We start from the raw sequence: 15,611 nt of genomic DNA, 5'->3' as shown, positions 1-15,611 counted from the left end.
GGCATGAGCGACCGCCGCACGCCCGACGACGCGCCGGACCAGCCGTCGTACCCGCTGCCCGATCCGGCGACCATCGGGAGCGAGCACCCCGACGTCACAGGCGGTTGGCTCCGACCAGCGGTCTTCGGCGCCTCGGACGGACTGGTCTCCAACTTCGCGCTGATCATGGGCATGGCGGGCGGGACCACCGACCCGAAGCCCGTGATCCTCGCGGGCTTCGCCGGACTAGCCGCGGGTGCCTTCTCCATGGCGGTGGGGGAGTACACCTCCGTCGCCAGCCAGGCAGAGTTCGCACGCGCGGAGGTCGAGCGGGAGAGCCGAGAGATCGCCCGCCATGACCGTGCCGAGCAGGCGGAGCTCGCGTCCATGTTCGTCGCCAAGGGCGTCGACGAGGACGTGGCGCGCGAGGTGGCGCAGCAGATCCACTCCGATCCCGAGAACGCCGTACGGGTGCATGCGCGAGAGGAGTTCGGGGTCGACCTCACCGACCTCCCGTCGCCGATGCTTGCCGCGGGTTCCTCGTTCCTGTCCTTCGCCGTCGGGGCCATCATCCCGCTCGTACCCCTGCTCTTCGGGATCGTCTCGGTCGTTCCGACGGTCACGGTGTCCCTGCTCGCGCTGTTCGGCGTCGGCGCCGTCGTCACCGCGATCACCGACCGGCCCTGGTGGTTCGGCGGGCTGCGCCAGCTGATCCTCGGTGGAGCTGCCGCCGGCCTCACGTTCCTCGTCGGCAGTCTCGTCGGGGGAGTGGCCGTCTGAGTCCGATTCGTACCAGCGGGTCGCCAGCGGCAACAATCGTGTAACCTGAGCAGGCCATAGAGGGCCACTGTCGTCCCTTCGGTGTGGTTGTTCCCCGCTGACGGACTGGCCCTCGCGTTCGACGTGAGTCCCCCGTCCGCAGCACCATCGCGAAGACGACGGGAGAAGAGCGGCATGCGCGGGATTCCCCCAGCTCAAGGCCTGTACTCCGGCGAGGACGAGCACGACGCCTGTGGCGTCGCCTTCGTCGCGACCCTGACCGGCCAGGCCAGCCATGAGATCGTGGCACAGGGCCTCACGGCCCTGCGCAACCTCGACCACCGCGGCGCCGTGGGCGCCGAGGTCGACTCCGGCGACGGCGCCGGCATCCTCATCCAGGTTCCGCACGCGTTCCTGCGTGACGCGGTCGACTTCGCGCTCCCCGACCCGGGGGCGTACGCCGTCGGCACGGCGTTCCTGCCCGTCGACGCGGCGCTCTCGGAGGCGGCACGCGAGGGTGTCGAGCGGCTCGCCGCGGAGGAGAGCCTCACGGTGCTCGGATGGCGTGAGGTCCCGGTGAATCCCGGCATCCTGGGGGCGACCGCGCGAGGCGCGATGCCCTCGTTCGCCCAGCTGTTCGTCGCCGACGCCGACGGGGAGCGTACGGGGATCGATCTCGACCGCCGCGCCTTCGCACTGCGCAAGCGCGCCGAGCACGAGCTCGACGTCTACTTCGCGTCGCTGTCGGCCCGCACCCTGACCTACAAGGGCATGCTGACCACCGACCAGCTCGACCACTTCTTCCCCGACCTCACTGACGCTCGGATGGCCTCGGCGCTCGCCGTGGTCCACAGCCGCTTCTCGACCAACACGTTCCCGAGCTGGCCGCTGGCCCACCCGTTCCGCTTCATCGCGCACAACGGCGAGATCAACACCGCCCGCGGCAACCGCAACTGGATGCGGGCCCGCGAGGCTCTGCTCGAGTCGTCGTTGATCCCGGGCGACCTGAGCCGACTCTTCCCGATCGTCGACCCGGAGGACTCCGACTCGGCGTCGTTCGACGAGGCGCTCGAGCTGCTGCACCTCGGCGGTCGCAGCCTCCCTCACGCGATGATGATGATGATCCCGGAGGCCTGGGAGAACAATCCGGTGATGGACCCGCGGCTGCGGGCGTTCTACGAGTTCCACTCGACGATGATGGAGCCGTGGGACGGGCCGGCCTGTGTCGTCTTCACCGACGGCACGCAGATCGGCGCGGTCCTCGACCGCAACGGGCTGCGACCGGGACGCTACTGGCAGACCGAGGACGGACTCGTGGTCCTCGCATCCGAGGCCGGCGTCCTCGACCTCGACCCGGCGACGATCGTCAGCAAGGGCCGGTTGGAGCCGGGTCAGATGTTCCTCCTCGATCTCGAGGAGAAGCGTGTGGTGACCAACGACGAGATCAAGCACGAGCTCGCCGGTGCCCACCCGTACGACGAGTGGCTCTACTCCGGCCTCGTCCGCTTCTCGGACCTCCCCGACATCGAGCACGTCGTCCACACCCATGCCTCGGTGACGCGACGCCAGCAGGTCTTCGGATACACCGAGGAGGAGCTGCGCATCCTCCTCGCGCCGATGGCACGCACGGGTGCCGAGCCGATCGGGTCGATGGGCACCGACACGCCGATCGCGGTGCTGTCGGACCGGTCGCGGCTGCTCTTCGACTACTTCAACCAGCTGTTCGCCCAGGTCACCAACCCGCCGCTCGACGCCATCCGTGAGGAGCTCGTCACGTCGCTGCTGAGCACGGTCGGTGCCGAGGGCAACCTGCTCGAGGCGACGCCGGCGTCGTGCCGGCAGCTCCAGATGTCGTTCCCGGTGATCACCAACGACGAGCTGGCCAAGATCCGCCACGTCAACCGGCACGGCAACATGCCCGGGCTCTCGACGTACGTGGTCCGTGGCCTGTACGACGTCGCCGGTGGTGCCGACGCGATGCGCGCACGGCTCGACGAGCTGTGCACCGAGGTCTCGGCGGCCATCGCCGACGGCGCGCGCATCATCGTCCTGTCGGACCGGCACGCCAACCACGAGCTCGCGCCGATCCCGTCGCTGCTGATGACCGGCGCCGTGCACCACCACCTGGTGCGCGAGAAGACTCGCACCCGGGTGGGGCTCCTCGTCGAGGCCGGCGACGTGCGCGAGGTCCACCACGTCGCCCTGCTGCTCGGCTACGGCGCGTCGGCGGTCAATCCCTACCTCGCGCTCGAGACTGCGGAGGATCTCGCCCGCAACGCCGTCTACATCGACGGTGTCACGCCCGAGAAGGCGGTCGCCAACCTGCGCTATGCCCTCGGCAAGGGGGTGCTCAAGGTGATGTCCAAAATGGGCGTCTCGACCGTCGCCTCGTACACGGGCGCGCAGATCTTCGAGGCGGTCGGACTGTCCGCCGCGCTCGTCGACCGCTACTTCAGCGGGACGACGTCGCGACTCGGCGGCATCGACCTCGACGTCGTCGCCGAGGAGGTGCGCACCCGGCACGCGAAGGCGTACCCGACGGCGGGCATCTCGGCCTCGCGTCGCCAGCTCGACGTCGGCGGCGAGTACCAGTGGCGTCGTGGAGGTGCGGAGCATCTCTTCGACCCCGAGACCGTCTTCCGGCTCCAGCACTCCACGCGGGCAGGTCGCTACGACGTCTTCAAGCAGTACACCGAGCGCGTCGACGACCAGTCGGAGCGTCTGATGACCTTGCGCGGTCTGCTCAAGCTCAGGGAGGGCGCCCGCCCGCCGGTGCCGGTCGACGAGGTCGAGCCGGTCTCAGCGATCGTCACGCGGTTCTCCACCGGCGCGATGTCGTACGGCTCCATCAGCCAGGAGGCGCACGAGACCCTCGCGATCGCGATGAACCGTCTGGGCGGCAAGTCCAACACCGGTGAGGGCGGCGAGGATCCCGACCGCCTGTACGACCCGGAGCGGCGCAGCGCCATCAAGCAGGTCGCCTCGGGCCGGTTCGGCGTCACCGCCGAGTACCTCACCAACGCCGACGACATCCAGATCAAGATGGCCCAGGGCGCCAAGCCGGGCGAGGGCGGTCAGCTGCCGGGGCCCAAGGTCTATCCCTGGGTCGCGAGGACGCGCCACTCCACGCCCGGTGTCGGCCTCATCTCGCCGCCCCCGCACCACGACATCTACTCGATCGAGGACCTCAAGCAGCTCATCCACGACCTCAAGAACGCGAACCCGTCGGCGCGGGTCCACGTCAAGCTGGTCGCGGAGGTCGGCGTCGGCACCGTCGCCGCCGGTGTGTCCAAGGCCCACGCCGACGTCGTCCTCATCTCGGGCAACGACGGCGGCACCGGTGCTTCCCCGCTGACGTCGTTGAAGCACGCCGGTGGTCCGTGGGAGCTGGGCCTCGCGGAGACCCAGCAGACGCTGCTGCTCAACGGTCTGCGCGACCGCATCGTCGTGCAGGCCGACGGCCAGCTCAAGACCGGACGCGACGTCGTCGTCGCCGCGCTGCTCGGTGCGGAGGAGTTCGGCTTCGCGACCGCGCCGCTGGTGGTGTCCGGGTGCATCATGATGCGGGTCTGCCACCTCGACACCTGCCCCGTGGGCGTGGCCACCCAGAACCGCGAGCTCCGGAAGATGTACTCGGGCAAGCCGGAGTTCGTCGTGAACTTCTTCGAGTACATCGCGCAGGAGGTGCGGGAGTACCTCGCGACGCTCGGCTTCCGCTCCATCGAGGAGGCCGTGGGACACGCCGAGATGCTCGACACCCGCGAGGCGATCGCTCACTGGAAGGCCAGCGGGCTCGACCTGACGCCGATCCTGCACGTGCCCGAGCTGCCCGAGGGCACGCCTCGGCACCACACCGTCGGTCAGGACCACGGCCTGGAGCGAGCGCTCGACAACGAGCTGATCGCCCTCTCGGCCGACGCCCTGGAGCGGGGCGAGCCGGTGCGGGCCCAGCTGGAGATCCGCAACGTCAACCGCACCGTCGGCACGATGCTCGGCCACGAGGTGACCAAGCGCTACCGCGGGGCGGGCCTGCCTGACGACACGATCGACATCACGTTCACCGGCTCCGCCGGTCAGTCGTTCGGCGCCTTCGTCCCTCGCGGCATCACGCTGCGGCTCGAGGGTGACGGCAACGACTACGTGGGCAAGGGCCTGTCCGGCGGGCGCCTCGTGATCCGTCCTCCCCGTGAGGCGCGGTTCGCCGCCGAGGAGCAGATCATCGCCGGCAACGTCATCGGGTACGGCGCCACCAGCGGCGAGATCTTCGTCCGCGGACGCGCCGGCGAGCGGTTCTGCGTCCGCAACTCGGGAGCGACCGCGGTCGTCGAGGGCGTCGGCGACCACGCCTGCGAGTACATGACCGGTGGCCGCGTGGTGATCCTCGGCAGCACCGGCCGCAACGTCGCGGCGGGCATGAGCGGGGGAGTCGCGTACGTCCTCGACCTCGACCCCGACCTCGTCAACCGTGAGCTGGTCGAGGTCCACGAGGTCGGTGCGCCCGACGAGCTCAAGGCACTCGTGACGCGCCATGCCGAGGAGACCGGCTCGGAGGTGGCAGCGGCGCTGCTGGCCGACTGGGAGACCGCGCTGGCACGCTTCTCCGAGGTGATGCCGATGGACTACCGCAGGGTGCTGCAGGCGCGAGCCGCAGCCGAGGAGGCCGGTCTCGGCGAGGACGAGACCACCGCAGCGATGATGGAGGCAGCGATCCGTGGCTGATCCGAAGGGTTTCATGAACACGCCGCGCGAGGTCGCGCCGCGCCGTCCGGTCGGAGACCGGATCCACGACTGGAAAGAGGTCTATCCGGGCAGCCCGGGGCGTGCCCTCCTGCCGATCATCACGCAGCAGGCGGGACGCTGCATGGACTGCGGCATCCCGTTCTGCCACTCCGGCTGTCCGCTGGGCAACCTGATCCCGGAGTGGAACGACCTCGTCTGGCGCGACGACTGGAACGAGGCGCTCTCGCGGCTGCACGCGACGAACAACTTCCCGGAGTTCACCGGACGCCTGTGCCCGGCACCGTGCGAGACCGCCTGCGTCGTCGGGATCAACCGCGACGCCGTGACGATCAAGAACGTCGAGGTCTCGATCATCGACCGCGCCTGGGACGACGGTCGTGTCGTGCCCGAGCCGCCGGAGTGGCTGACGGGTCGGACGGTCGCGGTGGTCGGCTCCGGACCGGCCGGCCTGGCCGTCGCCCAGCAGCTGACGCGGGCCGGCCACACGGTCGCCGTGTACGAGCGTGACGACCGCCCTGGTGGTCTGCTCCGCTACGGGATCCCCGAGTTCAAGATGGAGAAGGCTGTCCTCGACCGCCGCATCGAGCAGATGACGGCTGAGGGCACCATCTTCCGCAACGGGGTGGCGGTCGGTGCCGACATCACCGGCGACGAGCTTCGCGACCGCTACGACGCCGTGGTGCTCGCCACCGGTGCGACGGTGCGCCGGGACCTTCCCACGGTGGGACGTGAGCTCGGAGGGATCCACCAGGCGATGGACTATCTCCCGCAGGCCAACCGGGTGGCGCTCGGCGAGTCGGTCGAGGGACAGGTGACGGCCGAGGGCAAGGACGTCGTCATCATCGGTGGCGGCGACACCGGCGCGGACTGCCTCGGGACCGCGATCCGGCAGCAGGCTCGCTCGATCACCCAGCTCGAGATCATGCCCCGTCCGGCCGAGGAGCGACCCGGCCACCAGCCGTGGCCGACGTACCCGATGACCTACCGGGTGGCCTCGGCCCACGAGGAGGGTGGCGAGCGTGTCTACGCCGTCTCCACGCAGGAGTTCCTCGGCGACGACGAGGGCAATGTCCGCGCGCTGAGGATGGTCGAGGTCGAGCTGGTCGACGGCCGGTTCCAGGAGGTCGAGGGGAGCGTCCGTGAGATCCCCGCGCAGCTGGTGCTGCTGGCGATGGGCTTCACCGGCCCGGAGACCGACGGAGTCGTCTCGCAGCTCGGTGTCGGGCTCGACGAGCGTGGCAACGTGTCGCGGGACGCGTCCTACATGACGTCGGTCGACGGGGTCTTCGTCGCCGGCGACGCCGGCCGCGGGCAGTCGCTGATCGTCTGGGCCCTGGCCGAAGGCCGGTCCTGCGCCGCGGGCGTGGATGCCTACCTGAACGGCGCCACCACGCTGCCGTCGCCGATCCGGCCGACCGAGCGGCCCCTCGTCGTCTGAGCGGACCTCTCGTCCCCGATGTGGGCAGTTCATCACGGAATCCCGTACCCGGTTTCGTGTCCAACTGCCCACATCGGGAACGCGGCCCTGCCGTGGGGCCGCCGTTCGACAGAATTCTGATTTTCGAACAACAAATATCGCGGGTCGGGTCGCGTGGTCCTGGGGGTGCGCTCTAGGGTTGAGTGGTGCGTAGAGCAAAGATCGTCTGCACCATCGGTCCCGCCGTCTGGTCGGAGGAGAAGATCCTCGAGCTGGCAGAAGCAGGCATGAACGTCGCCCGCCTCAACCTGAGCCACGCCGACCACGCGACCCACGATCGTTCGTTCGCCTGGATCCGCAACGCCGCAGAGGTACACGGGGAGCCCATCGCGATCCTGGCCGACCTCCAGGGCCCCAAGATCCGCCTCGGTCGGTTTGGCTCCGGGCCGGTCCCGCTCGCGGTCGGTGACTCGTTCACGATCACCGTCGAGGACGTCGTCGGTGACCAGCACCGGTGCTCGACGACGTACGCCGGGCTGACCGGCGACGTCAATCCGGGCGACGCGATCCTCATCGACGACGGCAAGGTGCGTCTGCGCGCGACGGAGGTGACGGACAAGGACGTCGTCACCGAGTGCGAGGTGCCCGGCCTGCTCAGCGACAACAAGGGCATCAACCTGCCTGGCGTGACCGTGAGCGTGCCCGCTCTCTCCGAGAAGGACCGTGACGACCTCCGGTGGGCGTTGCGCGCCGGCGTCGACTTCATCGCGCTGTCGTTCGTCCGCCACGGCGCGGACGCCGACGACGTCCGCGCGATCATGGACGAGGTGGGCGTCCGCCGACCGGTCATCGCCAAGATCGAGAAGCCCCAGGCCGTCGAGAACCTCGACGAGATCATGAATGCCTTCGACGGCATCATGGTCGCGCGAGGCGACCTCGGTGTCGAGCTGCCGCTGGAGGACGTCCCGATCGTCCAGAAGCTGATCGTCGAGAAGGCTCGGCGCAACGCCAAGCCGGTGATCGTCGCCACGCAGATGCTCGAGTCGATGATCTCGGCTCCGCGGCCGACACGAGCCGAGGCCTCCGACGTCGCCAACGCCGTCCTCGACGGTGCCGACGCCGTGATGCTGTCGGGCGAGACGAGCGTGGGGGAGTTCCCCATGGAGACCGTCCGCACGATGGCGCGGATCGTCGAGAGCACCGAGGAGCACGGGCTCCCGCGGATGGCGGCGTACCACTGGGACCCCCGGACCCGCAGCGGCGTCATCGGCCGTGCGGCGGCGGGTGTGGCACAGAGCATCGGTGCCAGATATCTCTGCGCGTTCACGACGTCGGGTGACAGCGCCCGGCGCATGACCCGCTACCGGTCGACGGTGCCGGTCCTCGCCTTCACCCCGGACCCGGTCGTCCGCAACCAGCTCGCGCTGTCGTGGGGAGTCCAGACCTTCCTGGTGCCCGAGGTCGAGCACACCGACATGATGGTGCTCCAGGTCGACCGTGCGCTGCTCGCCATCGGTCAGTGCTCGGAGGGCGAGGAGGTCGTCATCGTGGCCGGCAGCCCGCCGGGGATCGCCGGCTCCACGAACGCCCTGCGGATCCACCGGATGGGCGACGCGATCAAGGGCATCTCCCCGGCGTACACGACACGGCTCGTCCGCGACTAGCGTCGCCGCGCGCGCGGACTCCTGCCACGACGAAGCCGGCCCACCCCGAGAGGGAGTGGGCCGGCTTCGTCGTACGGCGACGGCGCTCAGGCGACGCCGAGGTAGGCCTCCTTGACGGCCGGGTCGGCCAGCAGCTCGGGGCCGGTGCCCGAGCGCGTGATCCGTCCCGTCTCCAGCACGTACGCCCGGTCGGCACGGCTGAGCGCCTGGTTGGCGTTCTGCTCCACGAGCAGCACCGTGATGCCCTGCTCGTTCACCTGCGAGATGATCGAGAAGATCTGCCGGATGAACTGCGGCGCCAGTCCCATGGAGGGCTCGTCGAGCAGCAGCACCTTGGGTCGGCCCATCAGGGCGCGCCCGATGGCGAGCATCTGCTGCTCGCCGCCGGACAACGTGCCTCCCGCCTGGGTCTCCCGCTCCTTGAGCCGAGGGAACAGGTCGAAGACCCGGTCGAAGCTCTCGTTGACCGTGTCACGCTCCTTGAGCGCGTACGTCCCCATCTCGAGGTTCTCGCGCACCGTCATCGCGGGGAAGATGCCTCGACCCTCCGGCGTGAGGGAGATGCCACGCACGACGCGCTTGTGGCCCGCGAGCTTGGAGATGTCCTCGCCCTCGAACATCACGGTGCCGGAGGACAGGCTCAGCAGCCCGGCGAGCGCGCGCATCGTCGTGGTCTTGCCGGCACCGTTCGCGCCGATGAGGGTGACGATCTCACCCTCGTCGACGGTCAGCGAGATGCCGTGCAGCGCCTGGATGCGTCCATAGTGGACAGAGACGTCGTTGATCTCGAGCAACGCCACGTCAGTCTTCCTCTCCGAGGTAGGCGGCGATGACCGTCGGGTCGTTACGGATGTCCTTGGGGAGCCCGTCGGCGATCTTCTTGCCGAACTCCAGGACCACGATCCGGTCGGTCACCCCCATCACGAGCCGCATGTCGTGCTCGATGAGCAGCACCGTGTAGCCGTCGTCGCGGATGGTCCGGATGAGCTCCATGAGCTCTTCCTTCTCGGCAGGGTTGAAGCCTGCCGCCGGCTCGTCCAGGCACAGCAGCTTGGGGTCGGTCGCCAGCGCGCGGGCGATCTCGAGCCGGCGCTGGTAGCCGTACGGGAGAGCGCTCGCCTGGTCCATCGCCTTGTCGGCGATGCCCACGAACTCGAGCAGCGCCATGCCGCGGTCGATGGCCTCCTTCTCCTCGCGGTAGAGCCGCGGGGTACGGAACAGCGAGCCCCAGACACCCACCTTGTGCCGGGCGTCGAGACCGACGACGACGTTCTCCAGAGCCGTCATCTCGCCGAACAGGCGGACGTTCTGGAAGGTCCGCGCGATGCCGAGCCTCGTGATCTTGTGCTGCTTGCGTCGGCCGATCGCCTCGCCCTCGAGGAGCACCTGGCCCTCGGTGGGGCGGTAGACGCCGGTCATCGCGTTGAAGCACGTGGTCTTGCCGGCACCGTTGGGACCGATGAGACCCAGGATCTCTCCGCGCTTGATGTCGAACGACACGTCGTCGAGCGCCGTGAGTCCGCCGAAGCGCATCGTGAGGTTCTGGATCTCGACCAGTTTGTCCCCGACCTCGACGGCGATCTCGCGCTCCGGAGCAGCGAGCTGGGCCACCTCGGAGTCGAGCGGCGGCGGGGCGTCCGGCTTCGGGGTGGCCGACGGGGGAGTGAGCTTGTCGGTCACTGTCCTGCCTCCTTCGTGGCCGGAGCGGAGGGAGCCTCGGAGAGGTTCGCGATCCGCTTGTGCGCTCGGCGTTCGAACGTGAGCAGGTGGGGACGCTTGCCGAAGAGACCCTGCGGCCGGAAGATCATCAGCACGACGAGCACGGCACCGAAGATGAGGTACTTGTACTCGGCGATCGCGGTGAACCGCAGCGGGATGTAGGCCACGAGCGCCCCGCCGATGATCGCTCCGAACTTGTTGCCCTGGCCGCCGAGGACGACTGCCACGAGGAACATGATCGACATCTGGACGTCGAACCGCTGGTTGTTGACGAAGCCGATCTGACCGGCCGCGATGGCACCTGCGCCGCCGCCGAGGGCGGCGCCGATCCCGAACGCCCACAGCTTGAAGCGGAAGGTGGGGACGCCCATGATCTCGGCGGCGTCCTCGTCCTCACGCAGGGCGATCCAGTTGCGTCCGACACGGCTTCGCTCGAGGTTGCCCAGCGCGATCATGATGACGATGATCACCGTGATCGTCAGCCAGTACCACGGCGCGCCGGCGCTGTTGACGAACACGTCGTTGCCGTCCGCGTCCTGGCCCGGCGGGCGACCCACGTTCTGGAAGCCGACCTGGCCCTTCAGCGCCGGGATGATCGTCGCCAGCAGGCGGATGATCTCGCCGAAGCCGAGCGTCACGATCGCCAGGTAGTCCCCGCGGAGCCGCAACGTGGGGATACCGAGCAGCACCCCGAACACCACCGTGACCATGGCCGCGAGCGGCAGCGTCAGGAGGTAGGGGATGTGCACCAGCGTGGAGTCCGGCGACGTCCACAGAGCGGCGACGTAGGCACCGACGGCGAAGAAGCCGACGTAGCCCAGGTCGAGGAGGCCCGCCTGGCCGACGACGACGTTCAGGCCGATCGCGACGAGGGCGTAACGGGCCATCTCGGCACAGGCGAGCGGCCAGTTGTTGCCGGGCTCGGTGGTGATCAGCGGGATGTTGACCAGCGGCAGCGCGAAGGCCGCCGCGACGGCGATCAGCAGGAAGCCCCACTGACCCGTGCGCGGAAGATGGTTCCACCAGTACGAGAGACCTCGCAGGCGGGACGGCTTGGTCGTCTCCTCGACCAGCTCGTCGGCGCGGGCCTGGGACTCCGAGGCCCCGCCCATCGGCGTACCGGTGCTCATGCCCTCACCTTTCCGAGGTTGCTCCCGAGGATGCCTTCCGGTCGGACCATCAGGACGACGATCAGGACGACGAAGCAGACGACGTCGGTCCACTGCGCGCTCCCGAGCAGGATCTGCCCGTAGTTGCCGATCAGTCCGAGCAGCAGCCCGCCGAGGAGTGCTCCCCGGACGTTGCCGATGCCGCCGAGGACTGCCGCAGTGAACGCCTTGACCCCGAGGAGGAAGCCACCGAGGTAGAGGACGCCCGACGGCACCTTCATGACGTAGAAGAGCGCTGCCACACCGGCGAGGAGGCCACCGATGATGAACGTGCTGATGATGATCCGCTCGCGGTTCACGCCCATGAGGGTGGCCGTGTCGGGATCCTGCGCGACAGCGCGGATGCCTCGACCCAGCTTGGTCCGCCGGATGAACTGGTCGACCAGGATCATCATGAGGATCGCTGCGCTCACGATGAGGATCGAGTCGAAGTAGATCAGCGTCCCGCCGATGTCGAAGATCGCCTTGTTCTCGAACATGATCACCGACGGCTCGGGGTTGGGCCCGCGCCAGACGAAGATCAGGTACTGGATGACGAACGACATGCCGATCGCGGAGATCAGGAAGACGAGCCGTGGCGCGCCCTTGTCACGCAGTGGTTTGTAGGCCACCCGTTCGACGATGAAGGCTGTGATGGCGGACGCGAGCATGCCGAAGACCACCGCCAGCAGCAGGTTCGCTGCGATCGCGTACCAGGCGAGGTTCGGGACGGAAGGGCCGAAGCCGAGGGACGTGAGGGTGAAGACGATCGCGTACGCACCGACGATGAAGACTTCGGAGTGCGCGAAGTTGATGAGGTTGAGAACGCCGTACACGAGCGTGTACCCGAGCGCGACGAGTGCGTAGATGCCGCCGAACGTGAGTCCGTCGACGGTCGCGCTCCAGAAGTTCGCGCCCAGTGCCTCCCAGTCGAGGGTGATCCACTGGTCCACTAGGGCTCCTTTTGGGAGTCGGAAGGGGCAGAAAGGGGGCCCGTCTGGATCAGACGGACCCCCTCCGTTGGGCAGTCGGTTGTTACTCGATCACGCCGACCGAGACGATCTTGCCGTCCTGCACCTTGTAGCCGTAGACGGGAAGCTCGGTGAGCTCACCGGTCTCGTCCCACTTGAAGGTCTTGCTGATGCCCTGGGCGTCGTAGTTCTTGACCCAGTCCTTCAGCTTGGCGCGGTCGGTGTTGCCGGCATCGATGCCCGCGAGGAGCACGGTCGTGGCGTCGTAGCCCTCGACCGAGTAGGTGCCGGGGTCGACACCCTTCGAGACTCCCTTGTAGGCGTCGGCGAAGCTGGTGATCAGCTCACCGGGGATGCACGGGCAGGTGAAGTAGGCGTTGCTCGAGGCATCGCCGGCCTGCTTGACGAACTGGTCGTCCTTGACGCCGTCCGGGCCGATGAAGATGCCCTTGTAGCCCTTGCTCACCAGCTGCTGGTTGAACGGTGCCGCCTCGGCGTAGTAGCCCGAGTAGAAGACCGCGTCTGGCTTCGCGGCGAGGATCTTGGAGATCGTGGCCGAGAAGTCCTTCTGGCCCGTCGTCACCTTGTCGGTGCCGACGAGGGCGTCACCGAGCGCCTTGGTCGTGGAGGTCGCGAGGCCGATGCCGTAGTCGGAGTCGTCCTGGACGACGTAGACCTTGTCGGCGCCGAGCTTCTCGGCGAGCACCGGCACGGCCGGGCCCTGGACGTTGTCGTTGCCGAGACCGCGGAAGAACGTCGTCCAGCCGTTGGTCGTCAGCAGCGGGTTCGTCGCCGACGGCGTGATGTGGACGAGTCCGGCCTGCTCGAAGATGTTGCCCGTGGCCTTGGACTCACCCGAGAAGGGGAGACCGACGACACCGATGATGTTCTCGTCGTTGGTCGCCTGCGTCACCGGGCCGGTGGCCTTGTTCGGGTCGCCCTCGGTGTCGAACTTGCGCAGCTTGACCTGGCAGTTCGGGTTGGCCTCGTTGTGCTCGTTGATCGCGAGCTGGACGCCGTTGAGGATGTTGATGCCCAGCTGGGCGTTGGGGCCGGTCTCGGCGCCGAGGTAGGCGAGCGTGGTCGTCGCCGGGCACTCCGCCTTGCCATCGCCGGCCGGGGTGACGGCATCGTCCGGGGCGTCGATTGCGGTCTGGACCTCGAGCTCGGGAGCGGCGTTGTTGTTGTCGTCGCCGTTGTCGCCATCGTCGTTGTTGGCGCAGCCCGCGAGGGCCAGGGCCAGCGCTGCGGCGAGCGCGAGCGCCTTCGTGGAACGAGACACGGTGGTGTCCTCCGATTCGTCGTGCCCGGCCCCGGAAGTGCCGAGGGCGGGGGTGGTGCGTCCCATGCAGTAACTGCATCGTTTTAGCACAGCCGAGGGCGTTCGCAGCCCGATGATGGCAAGCCGTTATGAAACGGTTGGAATCCCTTACGACACGGTTGTCCCGGTCAACGATCTTGGGCGAGGGCGAGCGTCAGGGACGCAAGGTGCGCGGAGATTTCTCGGTGCGCTCGCGAAGGGAGGTGTGCCGGGTGCGGGACTCGAACCCGCACGCCCTCTCGGACAGTGGTGTTTGAGACCACCGCGTCTACCATTCCGCCAACCCGGCTCGCGCCCGTCGGACACCGGCAGGCGCGGGATAACCTTACTCATGTGACATCTGCGCAGAGCACCCCTGGTAGTCCCTCTCCCGTCCGTCGCGTCGTCATCGCGGAGGACGAGGCCCTCATCCGCCTCGACCTCGCCGAGATGCTTGCCGAGGAGGGCGTCGAGGTCGTCGGTCAGGCGGCCGACGGCGAGCAGGCGGTCGCCCTCGTCGAGGAGCTTCGTCCGGACCTTGTCGTGATGGACGTCAAGATGCCCAAGCTCGATGGGATCTCGGCCGCCGAGCGGATCGCGGCGCAGCGGATCGCGCCCGTCGTCATGCTGACCGCCTTCAGCCAGCGCGAGCTCGTCGAGCGGGCCCGGGACGCGGGCGCGATGGCCTATCTCGTCAAGCCCTTCAGCAAGGCAGACCTCGTCCCGGCGATCGAGATGGCCGTGAGCCGGTTCGCCGAGGTCGCGGCCCTCGAGGCCGAGGTGGCGAGCCTGGAGGACCGGCTCGAGACGCGTCGCGCGGTGGAGCGGGCGAAGGGATTGCTGCAGGAGGCTCTCGGGGTGTCCGAGCCGGCGGCGTTCCGGTGGATCCAGAAGACCGCGATGGACCTGCGTCTGCCGATGCGTGCCGTGGCCGAGGGCGTCGTGGAGCACGGGCCCACCCTCGGTGGTGCGGCGGTCGTCGACGGCGCTGCCGGACCCGCAGACGACGCGCGGGAGTAGGCCCGACGGTCGTCAGCGCAGCCAGACCACCGACTGGACGAGCAGCGGCGCGACGACGAGCGCGGGCAGCATGTCGCCCACCGCGACGGATCTGAGGTTGAGCAGCCGCAGGCCCACGCCGACGAGGAGGACGCCACCGGTGGCGGTGAGCGCCACGACGTGCGGCTCGGGCACGAAGGACCCCAGGAGCGCCCCCAGCACGGTGAGGCCGCCCTGGACGACCCCGACGGTGATGGCCGCTGCCATCACGCCGACCCCGAGCGACGCGGCGAACGCGATCGCCGCGAACCCGTCGAGCGCGGACTTGAGGAGGAGCTGCTCGGCACCCCCGCCGAGACCGTCGGTGAGGGCTCCCAGGATCGTCAGCGGCCCCACGCAGAACACGAGTGACGCGGTGACGAAGCCTTCGACGAACCGTGCGCGCGCCCCCTCGTCGTCCGATCCGCCGAGACGGCCCTGGAGCCACGTGCCCGAGCTCTCCAGACGGTGCTCGAGGCGGAGCAGCGACCCGATCAGCCCGCCGATGACGACCGCACCGAGCACGATGAGGACGGGCGCGCTCGGGCCGACGGCGTCGGACAGGACGTGGTCGGTGACGGCGACGGCCGAGAGCCCGGCGATGAGGAGCGTCACCAGGCCGAGCCCGTCGGTGACGACGACACGGGTGCGGGCCGGCAGACGGTTGCCGACGAGCAGGCCGATCCCGGACCCGACGAGGACGGCGACCACGTTGGCGACCGTTCCTGCTCCGACGAACACGAGTCTCCCTCCCCAGCCCGCTGACAGCGGGCTCCGCCACGGCGTAGTGTTTCACTCCGAACTCGACACCATGCCGCTCGGTGCGGGCCTTCGCCCGCCGGAGCACGAGTCGCGGGCCGCCGCTCGCAGGAGGAG

At 68.9% G+C, this 15,611-nt stretch carries 11 protein-coding genes and 1 tRNA gene; 5 read left to right on the top strand and 7 right to left on the bottom strand.

The genetic code is table 11. From position 1 onward, the window contains the following. Positions 1-3 precede the first annotated feature (3 nt). The 4 genes from KV097_RS09590 to pyk all read left to right on the top strand — a co-directional run bounded on the left by KV097_RS09590 (position 4) and on the right by pyk (position 8,559). A complete protein-coding gene (locus KV097_RS09590) occupies positions 4-759 on the top strand; it encodes a VIT1/CCC1 transporter family protein (RefSeq protein WP_220344422.1) in 756 nt (251 codons plus the stop codon). Between the two features lie 174 nt (positions 760-933). Next, positions 934-5,457: a glutamate synthase large subunit gene (gene gltB / locus KV097_RS09585; RefSeq protein ID WP_220365753.1), complete on the top strand. Its 4,524-nt coding sequence runs from the start codon at positions 934-936 to the stop codon at positions 5,455-5,457. Further along, entirely contained in the window at positions 5,450-6,916 is a 1,467-nt protein-coding gene (locus KV097_RS09580; RefSeq protein ID WP_220365752.1) for a glutamate synthase subunit beta, read from the top strand. The genes gltB and KV097_RS09580 overlap by 8 nt, the downstream gene beginning before the upstream one ends. Positions 6,917-7,101: 185 nt before the next feature. Further along, positions 7,102-8,559 (top strand): pyruvate kinase, encoded by a 1,458-nt coding sequence (gene pyk, locus KV097_RS09575; RefSeq protein WP_220365751.1) that lies wholly within the window; start codon positions 7,102-7,104, stop codon positions 8,557-8,559. Positions 8,560-8,645: 86 nt separating this feature from the next. Here the strand turns inward: pyk and KV097_RS09570 are convergent, their stop codons facing one another. The 6 genes from KV097_RS09570 to KV097_RS09545 all read right to left on the bottom strand — a co-directional run bounded on the left by KV097_RS09570 (position 8,646) and on the right by KV097_RS09545 (position 14,007). Next, positions 8,646-9,353 (bottom strand): ABC transporter ATP-binding protein, encoded by a 708-nt coding sequence (locus tag KV097_RS09570; RefSeq protein ID WP_255559471.1) that lies wholly within the window; start codon positions 9,351-9,353, stop codon positions 8,646-8,648. A 7-nt stretch (positions 9,354-9,360) separates the two neighbouring features. Then, the gene (locus KV097_RS09565; RefSeq protein ID WP_301022375.1) at positions 9,361-10,239 is read right to left on the bottom strand and encodes an ABC transporter ATP-binding protein; all 879 of its coding nucleotides are present in this window, start codon (positions 10,237-10,239) and stop codon (positions 9,361-9,363) included. Next, positions 10,236-11,408 (bottom strand): branched-chain amino acid ABC transporter permease, encoded by a 1,173-nt coding sequence (locus KV097_RS09560; RefSeq protein WP_255559403.1) that lies wholly within the window; start codon positions 11,406-11,408, stop codon positions 10,236-10,238. Before KV097_RS09560 ends, KV097_RS09565 begins: the two co-directional genes overlap by 4 nt. Further along, positions 11,405-12,379 carry a branched-chain amino acid ABC transporter permease gene (locus tag KV097_RS09555; RefSeq protein ID WP_220344427.1) on the bottom strand — a complete coding sequence of 325 codons (975 nt, stop codon included), beginning with the start codon at positions 12,377-12,379 and terminating at the stop codon, positions 11,405-11,407. The genes KV097_RS09560 and KV097_RS09555 overlap by 4 nt, the downstream gene beginning before the upstream one ends. Before the next feature lie 82 nt (positions 12,380-12,461). After that, entirely contained in the window at positions 12,462-13,679 is a 1,218-nt protein-coding gene (locus tag KV097_RS09550) for a branched-chain amino acid ABC transporter substrate-binding protein (RefSeq protein WP_301022374.1), read from the bottom strand. A 245-nt stretch (positions 13,680-13,924) separates the two neighbouring features. After that, positions 13,925-14,007 (bottom strand) — tRNA-Leu (locus KV097_RS09545). A 44-nt stretch (positions 14,008-14,051) separates the two neighbouring features. Here KV097_RS09545 and KV097_RS09540 point away from each other — a divergent pair. Next, on the top strand, positions 14,052-14,717 hold the full coding sequence (locus tag KV097_RS09540; protein WP_220365750.1) for an ANTAR domain-containing response regulator: 666 nt from the start codon (positions 14,052-14,054) through the stop codon (positions 14,715-14,717). Positions 14,718-14,729: 12 nt separating this feature from the next. Here KV097_RS09540 and KV097_RS09535 read toward each other — a convergent pair whose 3' ends face one another. Then, positions 14,730-15,476: a DUF554 domain-containing protein gene (locus KV097_RS09535; RefSeq protein WP_220365749.1), complete on the bottom strand. Its 747-nt coding sequence runs from the start codon at positions 15,474-15,476 to the stop codon at positions 14,730-14,732. Between the last annotated feature and the right edge of the window lie 135 nt (positions 15,477-15,611).

This window comes from Mumia sp. zg.B17 (assembly GCF_019550915.1).
Lineage (GTDB): Bacteria > Actinomycetota > Actinomycetes > Propionibacteriales > Nocardioidaceae > Mumia.
This window is presented reverse-complemented; position numbering and strand designations above follow the sequence as displayed.

Excerpts from the sequence above, each read along its gene's own strand:
- KV097_RS09590 (WP_220344422.1), top strand. The coding sequence starts at position 4 with ATGAGCGACCGCCGCACGCCCGACGACGCGCCGGACCAGCCGTCGTAC.
- gltB (WP_220365753.1), top strand. The coding sequence starts at position 934 with ATGCGCGGGATTCCCCCAGCTCAAGGCCTGTACTCCGGCGAGGACGAG.
- KV097_RS09560 (WP_255559403.1), bottom strand. The coding sequence starts at position 11,408 with ATGAGCACCGGTACGCCGATGGGCGGGGCCTCGGAGTCCCAGGCCCGC.